Consider the following 16048-nt stretch of genomic DNA (forward strand, 5'->3'; position numbering starts at 1 on the left):
GACAGCGATCATGCATCGCGGCAGGATCCCGATGCCCCCCGAGGACTTCGTCCCGAACTGGGGTGACGCCCCGCGCCGGCACAAGCTGTACCCGGGGGCGGTCACCTTCCCGCTGCCCGACGTCGCGATCACGGCGGACGACGACGCGCCGACGGTCGCCGACGGGTTCGCGGCGGCCGGCGGCGACGAGCCGTTCGACCTGCCGTCGCTGTCGGCGATGCTGCAGTTCTCGTACGCGCTGCAGGGCCGTCGGCTGGCGCCGACCGCGAACACCGACCTCGTCTCGCTCCCGGCCTACCAGTACGCGAACTGGTACCGGGGTACGGCGTCCGGCGGGGGGCTGTACCCGTGCAGCACGTACTGGGTCGCGGGTCCCGGGGCGGAGGTCAGCCCCGGCGTCTACTACTACAGCCCGGCGCAGCACGGGATGCAGCGCCTCGTCGCGGGGGACGTGGTGGAGCGTCTGCGCCGCATCGTCGGGCCGGCGGCGGACGACGCCTCCCAGTTCCTGGTGGTGGGCGTCAAGTACTGGCAGAACGCGTTCAAGTACAACAGCTTCTCCTACCACGCGGTGTCGATGGACGTCGGCACGACCCTGCAGACCTGGCGGACGTGGGCGGGCGCGCATGGCCGGCTGATCAACCCGGTGCTGTGGTTCGACCAGGGCGACCTGTCCGACCTGCTGGGCCTCGAGCCGGACGCCGAGGGCCTCTTCGCGGTCGTGCCGATCGCGTGGGCGGGCGCTCAGGCTCCCGCCACCGGGCGGGAGCCCGGCAGGGGTCGCGTCGTGCGCTCCGACCGTGAGCGCTCGAAGGTCGTCATCGAGTTCCCGACCCTCACGACGATCCACCGCACCACGGCCGCGGCCGCGACGGACCGCCCGGCGGTCGGCTCGCTCGCGGGCGTGGGTGCAGTGCCTCGTGCGGACGGCGCGGTGATCGAGCTGCCCGAGCCGGCCGGTCTCACGATGCCGCTCGTCACGGCGCTGCGCCGCCGCCGGTCCAGCTTCGGCCGGTTCGAGGGCCGTCCCATCAGCGCGGCCGAGCTCGCGGCGGCCCTGGCCGCGTCGGTCGCGGCGCGGGTCCCGAGCGAGATCGACGGTCCGGACGACGGCACCCTGGTCAAGCTGTACGTGTTCGTCAACCACGTCACGGACGTGCCGGCGGGCGTGTACGAGTACGCACCCGAGGCCAACGCGCTGCGGCTCGTCAGCACTGACGAGCCGGGTGAGTTCCTCCAGCAGAGCTACTTCCTGGCGAACTACAACCTCGAGCAGACGGCCGTGGTGATCGTCCCGACGGTCCGCACGCACGCGGTGCTCGACGCCGTCGGGGCCCGTGGCTACAACGTCGTGAACGCGGCCATCGGCGCGGTCTCGCAGAACTTCTACACGGCGGCGGCGGCCCTGGGGCTGGGCGCCGGGGTGGCGCTCGGCTTCGACAACATCTCCTACGCCGAGCGTCTGGGGACCACGGTCACGGACGAGGCGCCCCTGCTGATCATGCTGCTCGGCCACGAACGGGCCGGCGGCGGCGACTACCGCTACGAGCTGGGGTGACCGACGTGACGACGACGACCGAGGTGACGGGTCTGGGGACCCGCTGGACCCTGCGCGAGCACGTCGGCCTGCGGGTCGCGGGCCTGCCGTGGGACGTGACGGACGGGCTGCGCACGCTCGCCGCCACCCGCTGGGCGCACGAGGTGCTGGACGCGCAGGACGACCTGTCCGCCGAGTCCGCGCAGCTCGCGGACCTGCTGCACGAGGTGATCGGCGGGCTCGACGACGACGGTCTGCGCCGGCGGCTGCTCGCGGTCCGGCGCCAGGTGTTCAAGGACGTGCTGCCGCAGGACCTGGACGGCGTGCTGGCGGCGCTCGCGGACCTGAGCCCGCAGGTGGCGGCGCGACTGGCCGCGTGGGAGGACCGCCGTGGCACGCTCGCGCGGCGGGTCGACGACGGGGCGGCGGTGCTCGCGGCGGACACCGACGCGGCCCGCCTGCGGCTGTTCGAGCTGGCCGACGACCCCACGCTGCGGCGCGGTATCCAGCTCGCGTCACCGGCGCTGGACCAGCAGCTGGTCTCGATGGCCGCGCCGGGTGCGGCGCGGCCGGCGGCGAAGCGGCTGCGCAAGGTCGAGCGGTCGCTGCTGTCCTACGTGGCGCGCACGGCGTGCAAGACCAGCCCGTTCTCGACGATGACGGGCGTCGCGGCGGCCGAGCTGAGCGAGTGGGCCGAGCCCGTGCGGGACGTCCCCGGACCGGCGAGCAGCCACGTGCGCATCAACGTGACGGTGATCGCCCGGCTGGTCGAGGCGATCCTGCGGGACCCCGCGCGCCGCGCGGACCTCGAGGTGACGCTGAGCCCCGGCTGGCGCAGCGACGGCGACCGCCTGCGGTACGTGCGGCACTGGACGACGATGGGCGACGACGACGCGTCGGTGAGCTTCGACTCGATCCGCGACGGCCTGTACTTCCTGCGCCGCAGCGGCACGCTGGACGCGCTGACGGGCTACCTCAACGACCGCGGGTCGGCGAGCGCGCGTGCGGTGGTCGGCTGGCTCGCCGAGCGCACGGGCGCGCAGGCGGACCAGTGCGAGCAGTACCTGACGATCCTGCTCGACCTCGGCATGCTCGCGCTGCCGGGCTTCCAGACGCTGGTGCACACCCCCGACCCGCTGCGCGGGTTCCAGGCGGCGCTCGAGCGCGTGGGTGCGCCGTGGGCCGACGACCTCGCGAGCGACCTGGACGGCCCGGTGGCCCTGGTGGACGAGCTGCCCACCGCGGACCTGGACCGCCGGCGTGCGGTGCTCGCCGCGCTGCGGGAGCTGCTGCTCGAGCTGCTCGACGGGCTCGGCGGCGAGCGGTCCCTGCCCCGCACGATCCTGTACGAGGACGTCCGGCTCGGCGACGGGCTCGTCGCGATCGCGGCGCGGCCGTGGCGGGACGCGTTCGGTGCGGACCTGGCCGCGGTCGAGCGCCTGATCCCGGCGTTCGACGTGTCGTTCCCGCACCGCCTGGTGCTGCTCGGGTTCTTCGTCGCCCGGTTCGGCCGGGGTGGACGCGCGGAGGACCTGCTGCGGGTCGTCGAGGACTTCCACGAGGACCTGTACGACCAGTACTCGTCGTACACCGCGGACCGCCGCACGTGGGACGACGAGCAGTACGTCCCGGAGGAGGACTGGCTGGGGCGGCCCGAGCTGGCCGTGCTCGACGACGCTCGGCAGCGCCTGTCGGCGCACGTGCGCGACGCGGTCGCCGGTGGCGAGCCCGAGGTGTTCCTCGACCCCGACGTCGTCGGGCTGATCGGTGACGCGCTCGACGGGGTCACGGGCGGCCCGCGGCCGTTGGGGCACTTCGCGCAGGTCGTCGGCGCCGACGACCGGATGCTGGTGCTCAACCAGTCGTTCGGTGGTCCGTCGTTCCCGTTCAGCCGGTTCACGCACGCGTTCGACGACGTCGCGGGTGGCCCGCTGGCGCACACGCTGCGCGCTGCGGCGGCCGCGCACCTGCCGTCCGACGCGGTGTACGCCGAGGTCACGGGCGGTCCCGCGACGTCCAACCTCAACCTGCACCGCCGGCTCACGGACCACGTGATCGTCTGCCCGGGGGAGTCGAGCGACGCACCGGCCGACGAGCAGATCCCGCTCGACGACCTGTACCTGCTGCACGACGCGGACCGGGACCGGCTGGTGCTGCGCTCGCGGCGTCTGGAGCGCGAGGTCGTCCCCGTCTACAACGGCTACCTGGTGCCGATGGCGCTGCCCAAGATCGCCCGCACGCTGCTGCTGCTCTCGCCGACCCTGATGGTGCGGTTCGACGTGTGGGGCGGCGTGCCGAAGACCGTGACGACCGGCGGGGTGTCGACCCGTCCTCGCGTGCGGCTCGGCTCGGTGGTCCTGTCCCGGCGCAGCTGGGCGGTCCTCGGCGCGGACCTGCCGCTGCGGGCCCCCGGCCAGTCGGACGCCGACTGGTTCCTGGGCTGGCACCGGTGGCGCCGCACCCACGGCATCCCGCTGCAGACGTTCGTGACGGTGTACCCGGCGCAGCGCACGGGCGCCGCGTCGCCCAAGCCGCAGTTCCTCGACCTGGCGAGCGTGCTCTCGCTGCAGGCCTTCGAGGCGATGGTCACCGACCCGGCCGACAAAGCCGTGGTGGCCGAGATGCTCCCCGGGCCCGACGACCTGACCCTGCGGTCGGCCGACGGCCGGGGGCACGTGACCGAGATCGCGCTGGAGACCTTCCGCGCGGACGCCCCGACGCAGGACGGAGCCGGACGATGACCGCACCCGCAGGCGACTGGTTCGCCATGCACATCTTCTACGCGGCGAACCCGCAGCCGCTGCTGACCCAGTGCATCGCCCCGCTGGTCGCCGAGCTCGAGGCGGACGGCCTGACCGCCGGCCACTTCTTCATCAACTACTGGCTCGAGGGCGCGCACGTGCGGCTGCGGCTGCGGCCGGTCACGCCGGACGTCGAGCCGCAGGTGCGCGCCCGCGCGGAGCGTGCGGTCCAGGCGTACCTCGAGCGGCGGCCCGCGCTCTACCAGATGGGCCACGGCTACCTCGGGGAGCTGTTCGACATCCTCTTCGAGCTGGAGTTCCCGCAGGGCCGTCCCGCCGAGCTGATCGGCGACGACGGCCGGATGGTCCTGCAGCCGAACAACTCGTTCCAGTACCGCCCGTACGAGCCGGAGTACGGCAAGTACGGCGGCCCGGCGGGAGTCGAGCTGGCCGAGTGGCACTTCACGCACTCGACCGACCTGGTCCTCGACGTCCTGGGCACGACGAACGCGCACCTGCGCACGGTCCTGCTCGGCACGGCCGCCCAGCTCATGCTGGTGATGGCGGCCACGTTCCTGCCGGACCGGCGCGACCTGGCCGACTTCCTGGAGCAGTACCACCACTTCTGGCACCGGGCGTTCTCGGGGACGGACCTGGTCGGCACGTCCGAGTACGAGCGCATGTACGAGCCGATGGCCCCCGAGGTGGCGGCGCGCATGACGTCGGTGCTCGACGCGCTCGAGTCGGGCGACCTCGAGGCGCTGCCGCGCACGCTGCGCGGCTGGGCCGAGCACTCCGCGCAGCTGCGGGACCGCGTGGTCGAGCTCGCCGAGGCGGGAGTGCTGGTGTTCTCGAGCTGGGACGGCACGACGGACATCCGCCAGAGCGATCCCGCGCAGGCGCTGCGGACGCTGCTGTCCCCGTACCTGCACATGACGAACAACCGCTTCCATGTCACGCTGCGCGACGAGGCCTACCTGTCGTACCTGATGTTCCGGGTGCTGCGCGAGGAGCTGGCGGTGGCGGCGAGATGACCACGCAGCTGCTGGAGGCGACCCCGCGCCTGCGGCGCGGTCTGCTCGTGTCGCGTCCGCTGACCCGCGGCGCCGCGACGGTGTACGTCGTCAAGGACCGCGCGAACGGCAAGGCGTACGAGGTGCCCGCGAAGGAGCACTTCGTGCTGAGCCGGCTCGACGGCGTGCGGACGCTCGGGACATCGGCGACGAGTACGCGGCCGCCTACGGCCGCCGGCTCGCCGAGTCCCACTGGGAGCGGCTGCTGTGGCTCCTGGGGACGCGGTCGCTGCTCGAGACGTCGTCGTCGGGCGCGCCGGTCGAGGCGCCCGCACCCACGCGAGCCGTCGCGCTGCTCGACACGCTCGCCCGCGTGCTCGGCGCGGTCGTGAGCCGCCGCGTCCTCGCGGCCGCGCTCGTCGTGCTCGGCGCCGGGCTCGTCGCGGTGCTCGTGGACCTGCCCCGGCTCCTGCCCGCCGCCCGGACGGTGTTCGACGACCCCGCGCTCGTCGTCGGCGTCGTCGTCCTGCTGTGGGCGTCGGAGGCGACGCACGAGCTCGCGCACGGCGTCGCGGCACGGTACTTCGGCTGCACGGTCACCAAGGTCAACGTCGTGGCGCTGCGCTGCGTCGTCGAGGACTACCTGTACCTGCCGTCCCGCGGCGCCCAGGTGCTGATCGCGGCCGCGGGCGTCATCACCAACGCCGCGTTCCTCGTGCCGTTCGCGGTCGTGTGGTTCGTCGCGCCGGGCAGCGCGTTCGTCGCGGCGTTCCTCGTCGGCGGCGCGGCCCTGACCCTGCTCAGCCTCGTCCCGCTCCCGCCGTGGGACGGGTACAAGATCGTCGGCCACGCGATGGGCACCGCCGGTCTGGCGGTCGAGAGCCAGCGCTACGTGTACGGGCTCGCGGCGCGGATCCGCGAGCCCCGGCTGCGCTACCCGCGCGGCGTCGCGGTGCGGCTCGGCGCGTACGCCCTCGTCTGGTTCGCGCTCGTCGCCCTCGTCATCACCGCGGTCGTCGTCGTCGCCGGCAACCTCCTGGCCGCCGTCATGGGGCCGGCCGGGCGCGGCGTCGTCATCGCGGTGGTCGTCCTCGTCGTCGCCGGGTGGCTCGCCCAGCCGGCACTGGAGAAGCACAGAAGGAGCACGCCATGAGTACAGCCATCGACGTCGTCGACCTGCACAAGTCCTACGGGGACGTGCGCGCCGTCGACGGGATCTCCCTGAGCGTCACCACCGGGGAGTTCCTGGGGATCCTCGGCCCGAACGGTGCGGGCAAGACCACCCTCATCGAGGTCGTCGAGGGTCTGCGGGAGCCCGACGCGGGCACGGTCCGCGTGCTCGGCCAGGACCCGCACCCGCGCAACCGCGCGCTGCTGCCGCGCATCGGCGTCCAGACGCAGTCCGCCGCGTTCTTCACGCGGCTCACGGCGCGCGAGCACCTGCGCACCATGGCCGCCCTGTACGGGCTCGGCGACCGGGAGGCCGACGCGGCGCTCGCGCGGGTGTCGCTCGAGGACAAGGCCGACGCGCGGGTGAACAAGCTCTCCGGTGGCCAGCGCCAGCGCCTGGCCATCGCGTCCGCGCTCGTCCACGACCCCGAGCTCGTCTTCCTCGACGAGCCGACGGCCGCGCTCGACCCGCAGGCTCGTCGGGACCTGTGGCGGCTGCTCCTCGACCTCAAGGAGGCCGGCAAGACGATCGTCTACACGACGCACCACCTCGAGGAGGCGGAGGTGCTGTGCGACCGGGTCGCCATCGTCTCGGCCGGCCGGGTCGTTGCGCTCGGCACGCCGCGCGACCTCATCGGCGAGTCCGACCCGCGGGTCCAGCTCGTCGTGCCGCGCCGGCGGCTCGACCCGCAGGCGGCGCACGAGCTGCCCGGCTCGCCGGACGTCGCCGTCCACGGCGAGGACGTGGTCCTCACCACCCAGGACCCCGGTCCGCTGCTCGCCGCGCTCAGCGCGTCCGTCGGGCTCGACGGCGTCCGCACCCGCACCGCGTCCCTCGAGGACGTCTACCTCGACCTGATCGGAGCCCCGAAGCCATGAGCACCTACACGGCACTGACGAAGGCGACCTACAAGGCGAACGTCCGCGACGTCGCCACGGTGTTCTTCACGTTCGCGTTCCCGCTCGTGTTCCTGGTCGTGTTCGGCACGATCTTCCGCGGCCAGGAGGTCGGCGACACGGGCCACGGGTACGTCGACTTCATCGCGTCGGGCGTCCTGGCGTGGGGCATGGCGAGCGCCGCGCTGTTCGGCGTCGCGTTCACGCTCATGCAGTGGCGCAACGACGACCTGCTGCGGCTCATCCGCCTGTCGCCCGCGAGCTTCGGGTCGGTGATCGGTGCGCGGTACACCATCGCGCTCGCGCTCGGCCTCGCGCAGGTCGTGCTGTTCATCGGCGTCGCGGTCTCGCCGTTCTTCGGCATGCGGGTCGGGCCGCAGCCGTGGCTCGTCGTGCCCGCGGTCGTCGCCGGCGTGACGGCGTTCATGGCGATCGGCGTGATCATCGGCTCGGTGGCGAACACCCCGGAGGCCGTCGCGGCGATCTCCAACTGCGTGGTCGTGCCGATGGCGTTCCTGTCCGGCTCGTTCCTGCCGCTCGACATGATGCCGGACTGGCTGCAGAGCTTCTCGAAGGTCCTCCCGCTGCGCTACCTCAACGACGCGACGGCGTACTCGCTGGTCGGTGCGGGCGACGCGGGCGACTACCTGACCGCGCTCGCGGTCCTGCTGGGGTTCAGCGCCGTGTTCCTCGCGATCGGTGCCAAGGTCTTCCGCTGGACGCGTGAGTCATGAGCGTCGCGACGGCCGGGGCGCGAGCCCCGGCCCCGCTGCACGAGGCGTTCGCGGCGACGCGTGACCAGCTGCAGGAGGCGCTGACGCTGCTGGCCCTCGAGCGGGGCGTCGTCGAGCCGCGGGTCGTGGTGCTCGGCGCGCAGGACGTCCTCGCGGCGCCGGACCTCGAGCGCCGGGACGCGACGGTGCACGTGACCGGGGGAGCGGTGCTCGTCGGGCCGCGTGGCGCGGGCGCGTGCGGGCACTGCCTCGGCACGCGGTGGCAGCGACTGCGCGCGCGCACGCACCGCGACGCGCTCGAGACCGGCACGGACCTGACCCCGGTGGGGCAGTGGCCCGTCCTGCCCGCGTACGTGGTGGACGCCGTGTGGCACCTGTACGAGGCGCTGGTGGTGGCCGACGAGCCGCCCGCGCTCGGGGCGGCTGACGCCGCGAGCCGCCGGCTCCCGCTGGTGGCGAGCCTCGACCTCGCGACGCTCGCCGTGCGCAGCACGGCGCTCCTGCCGGACCCGAGGTGCCCGAGCTGCGGCGTGCGGGTCCCCGACGGTCCTCGGCAGGCGACCGTGCGCCTCGAGGAGCGCGTGAAGTCCTCGCCCGGCTCCTACCGGCAGCGCGCCCTGGACGACTACCCGCTGCCGGAGGCGGCGCTCGCGAACCCCGTCTGCGGCGCGCTCGGCGCGGGGGCCCTCATGACGGTGACGTCGCCGACGACCGCACCCGTCTCCGGCAGCATCTTCATCCGGGGGTACGGCGGCCTGCTCGACGTGTCCTGGAGCGGGCAGGCCAACTCCTACGCGACGAGCCGCCGGCTCGCCCTCATCGAGGGCCTCGAGCGGTACGCGGGCACGCACCGGCGCCGCAACGCGGAGCCGGTCATGGCCGCGTACACGGACCTCGAGGGGTTCGCGCTCGACCCGTCGACGTGCGGGTTCTACCCGGCGGCGGCCTACGAGTGCGACCCGATGATCGCCCCGTTCTCCGCGTCGGCCGTGATCCCGTGGGTGTGGGGCTGGTCGCTGCGCGACGAGCGTCCCGTCCTGGTGCCGCGCCGGCTCAGCCACTACAGCTCGGGGGCGGAGCACGACAACTTCGTGCTCACCACGTCGAACGGCTGCGCGACGGGCAGCACCCTCGAGGAGGCGGTGCTGCACGGGCTGCTCGAGCTCGTCGAGCGGGACGCGTTCCTCGTCGGCTGGTACGGCAACGCGGACCTGCCGGAGATCGACCTGGCGTCCGTCCCCAGCCCGCTCGTGGCGGCGATGGCCGACCGCGCCCGGCTCCAGGGGTACCGGATCCACGCGTTCGACAACCGGATCGACATGCGCATCCCCGCGGTCACGGCCCTCGCCGTGCGGTCCGACGGCGGGCTGGGGACGTTGTCGTTCGCGGCGGCCGCGCACTTCGACCCCGTCCGCGCGGTCGAGGGCGCGATCGAGGAGGCCTTGACGTACCTGCCGCACCAGGCCAGGACCGTCGCCGACCGCCGCCAGGAGCTCGAGGCGATGGCGCGCGACTACTCGCTGGTGCACGGCCTGCCGGACCACGCGGCGCTGTTCGGGCTGCCCGCCATGGCGCGGTTCGCGGACTCCTACCTGCACCCCTCGCGCACCGCGTCCCTGGACGAGCTCTACCGCGAGTGGCAGGCCGTGCGGCCGCGGTCGCTCGACCTGCGCGACGATCTGCGGGCGTGCCTCGACGAGCTGGCCGAGCACGACGTGATCGTCGTCGACCAGACGGCGCCGGAGCAGGAGCCGATGGGGCTGCGGACCGTGTGCGTGATCGTGCCCGGCCTGGTGCCGTTCGACTTCGGGTGGACCCGGCAGCGCGCGCTCACGATGCCCCGCACGTGGAAGGCGCTCGGCACGTCGGGTGCGGTGTCGGCCGCCGACCTGCGGCGGGTCCCGCACCCGTTCCCCTGAGCGATGACGACGGCCGGGGCGAGCAGCATGCCCCGGCCGTCGTCGTGCGTCGGGCAGTGCCGCTCGAGCCGTGACGAGTCAGGCGGTGGCGAGCGCGCGGACCGCGACGACGAGCGCGTCGACGCCCGCCGCGAGCGCGCGGGGCGCGTCGGGCGCGTACCGCGGGGAGTGGTTGGCCGGCAGCGACGAGAGCTTCTCGAGCGCGCTCGTGCCGGGCGCCGCGGCCCACGCGGCCGGTCCGACGGCACCGAGCATCCAGTAGCCGAGCGGCGCACCACCCGCGGTGAGGTGGGCGACGTCCTCGGTGGCGAGCGAGGGCGGCCACCACGTGACGCGCTGGGCCCCCAGGTGCCGCACGTGGGCGTCGCGGACGGTGGCGGTGACGCCGGCGTCGGGCTGCGTCACGGGCGAGCGGGCGACCTCGACGACGAGCGGCTCGGCCGGGCACCCCGCGCTCGCGCACTGCGCGTGGACGATCGCGCGGACGCGCTCCACCAGCCGCACGAGGGTCGTCTCGGCGACGGCGCGCACGGTCACCTCGAGGGTGGCCACGTCGGCGACGACGTTGGGCGGGCTGTCGACGTGGAGGCGGCCGACGTTGACGATCACGGGCTCGCTGGGTGACGCCGCGCGGGACACGACCGTCTGGAGCTGCAGCACGATCGACGCGGCGACGACCGCGGGGTCCACCGTGAGGTGCGGTGACGCGGCGTGGCCGCCCCGACCCCGGACGGTCACCGCGAGCGTGGCGCTGCCGGCGAGCACCGGCCCGCCGCCGTGCGCCACCATCCCCGCGGGGAGCGGCACGGAGTGCTGCGCGAGGACCGCGTCGACGGGTCCCGTGACGTCGAGCAGCCCGTCCGCGACCATGGCGGCGGCCCCCTCGAGCGTCTCCTCGGCGGGCTGGCCGACGACGACGAGCCGCCCCCGCCAGCCGGACCGGTCCCGCGCGAGCGTGTCGGCCGCGCCGGCGAGCGCCGCGAGGTGCAGGTCGTGCCCGCACGCGTGCATCACCGGCCGGCCGCCCGACGACGTGGCCGTGCTCGCGTAGTCCAGGCCGGTGTCCTCCTGGAGCGGGAGCGCGTCGAGCTCGGCCCGCACCAGGACCGTCGGCCCCGGCCCGTTGTCGAGCGTGCCGACGACGCCGTGCCCGCCCACGCCCCCGACGACGCGCAGCCCGCTCTCGCCGAGGGTGCGGGCGAAGGCGCGCGCGGTGCGCACCTCCTCGCCCGACAGCTCGGGGTGCGCGTGCACGTCCCGGTACAGCGCGAGGGCACGGGTGAGCGCGGCTGCGGGCGCAGGCGTGGTCATGCCAGCAGTCAACGCCGTCCCGCTCACACGTCGATGGCACGCCGTGACAGCGGTGTGTGAGCGGGACGCACAGCGACTCGCGAGGCGGCACCGGTTGTCTTGTCGGCAGGGGACGGACCCCTGGCGAACCGAAGGAGTCATCATGACCACGAACGACATCGCGAACCTGTCCGGCGAGATCACGGCGCTCGAGTCGGAGAACTTCGAGATCTCGGACTACGCGGACGCGGCCGAGGCGATCCTCGCGTCCTGCTCCTCGTCGTCGAGCACCTCGACCTGCTCGAGCACGACGTCGACGACGAGCTGCACCGCCTGACCCGTGGCACCCCGGCGCGTGCGGGCCCCGGTCTCGCGGCCCGCACGCGCAGCACACGGCCGCACCCGGGTGGCATAGAGTACGGCCCGGTGTGACCTGTGACACGAGGGGGGCCAGGTTGCTGAGCGGGACTGCTGCGTCGTTGTTCCTCTACGTCACGAAGAACCCGGGGTGGACGGTCGAGTCCGCATCGGTCGACCTGGGGGTCCGTGTCGTCGACATCGAGACCGCGCGGCACGACCTGCTGGACCTCGGCCTGCTGACCCCGGAGCACGCCGGGAGCGAGGCGCTCGTCGCGGCCGCTCCGGACGTCGCGCTCGCGGGGCTCGTCGACCCGGACGAGCGGCGCATCCAGGAGCTGCGCGCGTCGGTCGCCGGCCGGCGCCGTGACCTCATGGCGCTGCTGCCCGCCTACCGGCTGGCCCGCGAGAGCGCGGTCGCGACCGAGCGGGTCGAGGTCGTCGAGGACCCCGAGACGGTGCTGAGCCTGCTCATGGACATGGGCCGCCGTGTGTCCACCGAGGTGCTCATCGCGCTGCCGGGCGCCAGCACGAGCGTGGAGCGCGCGGAGGAGTCCAACGCGAAGGACCGCGTGCTGCTCGAGGCGGGGGTGGCCCGTCGCACTCTCTACGACCACCGGCGCCGCGAGCACGTGCCGACGCTGCGCACCGTGGCGGAGCTCGAGCCGTTGGGCGCGCAGTTCCGCACGCTGCCCGACATCCCGTTCCGGCTGCTGGTGTTCGACCGCAGCCTCGCGCTCGTCGCGCGGCAGCGGGACGCCGCGGACCGTGCGGCGCTCGTCCTGCGGGACCCGGACCTCGTCGCGACGTTCGCGTCGCTGTTCGACGCCGCCTGGGAGGTGGCGCTGCCGTTCCACCCGGAGCAGACGCAGGAGCGGCACGACGCGTGCGACGGGCTCGGGGAGCTGCAGAGCGCGATACTCGTGGGCCTGAGCCGCGGCCTGACCGACGAGGTGCTCGCGAGCCGGCTCGGCATCAGCGTGCGCACGTGCCGGCGGCACATCGCGGCGCTGTTCGAGCTCCTCGGTGCCGAGAGCCGGTTCCAGGCGGGAGTCCTCGCCGTGGCGCGCGGGTGGGTGAAGCCCACGACCGGCGTCCGCCCGCCCGTGTCCGGCTCCGCCTGACGGCCCAGGAGCGGCCGCGTCCCTCGCCGAGGACCTCGTCGGGGACGGGCGTATCGTGGCGATGAGGCGTCACCCGTACGGGTGAATCTGGATGCCCCTTCATCGGTGTTCGCAAGAATTGCAAGGACTTTCGTCATCGCGCAGACACACATGATGGTTACGGTGGATCTTGTGACGGCAGACACGACACCCCCTATCGCCACGCGCGAGCACACGGTCGACGGCTTCACGAGGGAGTTCCTGCGCGAGCTGAACTTCGGGCAGGGCGTCGACCTGACGCGCGCCTCCGTGAACGACAAGTACCTGGCGATGGCGCGCACGGTGCGCCACTACCTCATGACGCGGTGGATCGAGACGCTGCGCCGCCAGGCCGAGCTGCAGGCGAAGTCCGTCGCCTACCTGTCCGCGGAGTTCCTCCTCGGCCGCCAGCTCGACAACGCGCTGCTCGCGTCCGACCTGCAGGACATCGTCCGCGAGGGCCTCGCGAACCTCGGCATCGACCTCGACGAGCTGCGGGAGGCCGAGGTCGAGCCCGGCCTCGGCAACGGCGGCCTCGGGCGCCTCGCGGCGTGCTTCATCGACTCGCTCGCGACCATGAACGTCCCGTCGATCGGGTACGGCATCCGCTACGAGTACGGGATCTTCAAGCAGACGTTCGTCGACGGGCGTCAGGTCGAGAAGCCCGACGACTGGCTGCGCCTCGGCTCGCCGTGGGAGTTCCCGCACCCCGAGGCCGCCGTGACCGTCGGCTTCGGCGGTCACGTGGAGCAGTACCAGGCCGACGACGGCGTGGTCCGGCGCCGGTGGGTGCCGGGCTGGTCCGTGCTGGGCGTGCCGTACAACTACATGGTCCCGGGCTACGCCAAGGGCCGGGTCAACACCCTGCGGCTGTGGAGCGCGCGCGCGACGCACGCGTTCGACCTGCAGATCTTCAACTCGGGCGACTACGCCGAGGCCGTGCGCGCGCAGACGTTCGCGGAGAACATCTCCAAGGTCCTGTACCCGGAGGACTCGACGCCCCAGGGCAAGGAGCTGCGCCTGCAGCAGCAGTACTTCTTCGTCGCGTGCTCCATCAAGGACTTCGTCGACCAGGTGCTGCCCGAGGGCTACGACCTGCACCGGCTGCCCGAGCGCATCGTCTTCCAGCTCAACGACACGCACCCGGTGATCGCCGTCCCGGAGCTCATGCGCGTGCTCGTCGACGAGAAGGGCTGGGAGTGGGACGAGGCGTGGGCGGTCACGAAGCAGTGCTTCGCGTACACGTGCCACACGCTGCTGCCCGAGGCGCTCGAGGTGTGGCCCGTCGAGCTGCTCGGCCGGCTGCTGCCGCGCCACCTGGAGATCATCTACCGCATCAACGACGAGTTCCTCGCCGAGCTGCGTGAGACCTACCCGAACGACGAGCTGCGCGTGCGCCGCATGTCGATCATCGCGGAGTACCCCGTGCGCGCGGTCCGGATGGCGTACCTCGCCACCGTCGCCGCGACCAAGGTCAACGGCGTCGCCGAGCTGCACAGCCAGCTCCTGCGCGACAAGGTGCTCGACGACTTCGCGGGGTACTGGCCGGACAAGTTCACCAACGTCACGAACGGCGTGACACCGCGCCGGTTCGTCAAGCTGTCGAACCCGGGGCTGTCGGACCTCGTCACCGAGGCGATCGGTGACGGCTGGGTCACCGACCTCGACCAGCTGTCCGGCCTCGAGCCGCTCGCGGACGACGCGGAGTTCCGCCGCCGGTTCCGCGAGATCAAGCAGGCCAACAAGCGGCGCATCACCGACGTGCTCGCGGCGCGCGACGGCATCGAGGTCCACCCGGACACGATGTTCGACGTCATGGTCAAGCGCCTGCACGAGTACAAGCGCCAGACGCTCAAGCTCCTGCACATCGTGTCCCTGTACGAGAAGGTCACGACGGGCAAGATCCGGCTCGAGGACGTCACGCCCCGCACGTTCGCGTTCGGCGCGAAGGCCGCTCCGGGCTACGTGCTCGCGAAGCAGATCATCCACCTCATCAACGCGGTGGGCTCGACGATCAACTCCGACCCGGCCCTCGAGGGGCGCCTCACGGTCGCCTTCCCGGCGAACTACAACGTCACGCTCGCCGAGACGCTCATCCCGGCCGCCGACCTGTCCGAGCAGATCTCGCTCGCGGGCAAGGAGGCGTCGGGCACCGGGAACATGAAGTTCATGCTGAACGGTGCTTTGACGATCGGCACGGACGACGGCGCGAACGTCGAGATCCGCCGGCTCGTCGGGGACGAGAACTTCTTCCTGTTCGGGCTGACGGAGCCGCAGGTCGCGGAGCTCGTGGACCGCGGCTACCACCCGTCGGCGTACTACGAGACGAACGAGGACCTGCGCCACGCGCTCGACCTCATCGCCTCGGGTGCGTTCTCGGGCGGCGACCGCGCCGTGTTCGAGCCGGTCGTCTCGAACCTCCTCAACGAGGACCGGTTCCTCGCGCTCGCGGACTTCCAGGCGTACGTCGACGCGCAGGCGCGGGTCGACGAGGCGTACGCCGACACCGAGGACTGGACGCGGCGCGCGGTGCTCAACGTGGCGCGCGGCGGGTTCTTCTCGTCCGACCGGTCGATGCGCGACTACATCGACCGCATCTGGCACACCCACCCGGTCCCGCCGGGCAGCTGACCGGCGCACGCACGGACGCCCTCGCCCCCCGTCCCGGGGGCGGGGGCGCCCGTCGTCGTCCCTGCTGCGCTCCGAGACCAGGCAGGACACCCGCCCACCCCCGCCGAGCGCGGACGTTCGTGCGCGACTGCACCCGCACAGCGTCAGCAGTCGGGCCGAACCGTCCGCGCTCGGCGGGTGGGGTGGGACGTGACGCGTAGGGTTGGCGCGTGCCCAAGAAGACCCAGGAGATGAAGCCGTCCACCGCGGCGGCCAAGCTCGACGTGTACCTGCCGGCGACGCCCGAGGAGTTCCGCACGGGCACGGTGACGCGCGACGAGCTCGCGGAGCTGCAGCGCAACCCGCCCGCCTGGCTCACAGAGCTGCGCCGCAACGGGCCGCACCCGCGCAACGTCGTCGCGGCCCGCCTGCGCGTCTCGACGTCGGGGCTCGCGCGTGCGGGCGTGACCGACCCGCTGACGACCGACGAGATCAACGCGCTCGTCGCCGACCCGCCGCAGTGGCTGGTGCGCGAGCGTCAGACGTTCGAGGAGGTGCGCCGCGAGGAGCGCCGCCTCGAGGCGCGCGAGGCCGACCGCCGCGCGGAGCAGGCGCGCCGCGAGCAGGGCTGACCCGCC

The 16048-nt window shown here is 73.2% G+C and carries 12 protein-coding genes; 11 read left to right on the forward strand and 1 reads right to left on the reverse strand.

The annotated features are described in order from the left end of the window. Positions 1-31: 31 nt before the first annotated feature. The 7 genes from CBP52_RS15290 (at position 32) to CBP52_RS15325 (ending at position 10011) form a co-directional block, all read left to right on the forward strand. Positions 32-1558, forward strand: a complete 1527-nt coding sequence (locus tag CBP52_RS15290) for a nitroreductase family protein (RefSeq protein ID WP_198303484.1) — start codon at positions 32-34, stop codon at positions 1556-1558. After that, entirely contained in the window at positions 1555-4278 is a 2724-nt protein-coding gene (locus tag CBP52_RS15295; protein ID WP_094181682.1) for a lantibiotic dehydratase, read from the forward strand. The genes CBP52_RS15290 and CBP52_RS15295 overlap by 4 nt, the downstream gene beginning before the upstream one ends. Beyond that, complete coding sequence (locus CBP52_RS15300) at positions 4275-5312, forward strand: lantibiotic dehydratase C-terminal domain-containing protein (protein ID WP_094181683.1); 1038 nt, start codon at positions 4275-4277, stop codon at positions 5310-5312. Before CBP52_RS15295 ends, CBP52_RS15300 begins: the two co-directional genes overlap by 4 nt. A gap of 352 nt (positions 5313-5664) precedes the next feature. After that, entirely contained in the window at positions 5665-6444 is a 780-nt protein-coding gene (locus CBP52_RS15310) for a M50 family metallopeptidase (protein WP_094181685.1), read from the forward strand. Further along, on the forward strand, positions 6441-7340 hold the full coding sequence (locus CBP52_RS15315) for an ABC transporter ATP-binding protein (protein WP_094181686.1): 900 nt from the start codon (positions 6441-6443) through the stop codon (positions 7338-7340). The genes CBP52_RS15310 and CBP52_RS15315 overlap by 4 nt, the downstream gene beginning before the upstream one ends. Continuing rightward, entirely contained in the window at positions 7337-8092 is a 756-nt protein-coding gene (locus tag CBP52_RS15320) for an ABC transporter permease (RefSeq protein ID WP_094181687.1), read from the forward strand. The genes CBP52_RS15315 and CBP52_RS15320 overlap by 4 nt, the downstream gene beginning before the upstream one ends. After that, positions 8089-10011 carry a TOMM precursor leader peptide-binding protein gene (locus CBP52_RS15325; RefSeq protein WP_094181688.1) on the forward strand — a complete coding sequence of 641 codons (1923 nt, stop codon included), beginning with the start codon at positions 8089-8091 and terminating at the stop codon, positions 10009-10011. The genes CBP52_RS15320 and CBP52_RS15325 overlap by 4 nt, the downstream gene beginning before the upstream one ends. A gap of 78 nt (positions 10012-10089) precedes the next feature. Here CBP52_RS15325 and CBP52_RS15330 read toward each other — a convergent pair whose 3' ends face one another. Further along, the gene (locus CBP52_RS15330; protein ID WP_094181689.1) at positions 10090-11322 is read right to left on the reverse strand and encodes an amidohydrolase; all 1233 of its coding nucleotides are present in this window, start codon (positions 11320-11322) and stop codon (positions 10090-10092) included. Between the two features lie 142 nt (positions 11323-11464). Here CBP52_RS15330 and CBP52_RS15335 point away from each other — a divergent pair, with 142 nt between their 5' ends. The 4 genes from CBP52_RS15335 to CBP52_RS15350 all read left to right on the forward strand — a co-directional run bounded on the left by CBP52_RS15335 (position 11465) and on the right by CBP52_RS15350 (position 16042). After that, complete coding sequence (locus CBP52_RS15335) at positions 11465-11638, forward strand: thiazolylpeptide-type bacteriocin (protein WP_094181690.1); 174 nt, start codon at positions 11465-11467, stop codon at positions 11636-11638. A 118-nt stretch (positions 11639-11756) separates the two neighbouring features. Next, positions 11757-12782, forward strand: coding sequence for a helix-turn-helix transcriptional regulator (locus CBP52_RS15340; RefSeq protein ID WP_157732671.1), 1026 nt, complete (start codon positions 11757-11759; stop codon positions 12780-12782). Between the two features lie 153 nt (positions 12783-12935). Further along, a complete protein-coding gene (locus CBP52_RS15345; protein WP_094182433.1) occupies positions 12936-15431 on the forward strand; it encodes a glycogen/starch/alpha-glucan phosphorylase in 2496 nt (831 codons plus the stop codon). Between the two features lie 230 nt (positions 15432-15661). Then, positions 15662-16042, forward strand: coding sequence for a DUF5997 family protein (locus tag CBP52_RS15350; RefSeq protein ID WP_094182434.1), 381 nt, complete (start codon positions 15662-15664; stop codon positions 16040-16042). The last annotated feature ends 6 nt before the right edge of the window (positions 16043-16048 follow it).

Source organism: Cellulomonas sp. PSBB021 (assembly GCF_002240455.1).
Lineage (GTDB): Bacteria > Actinomycetota > Actinomycetes > Actinomycetales > Cellulomonadaceae > Cellulomonas > Cellulomonas uda.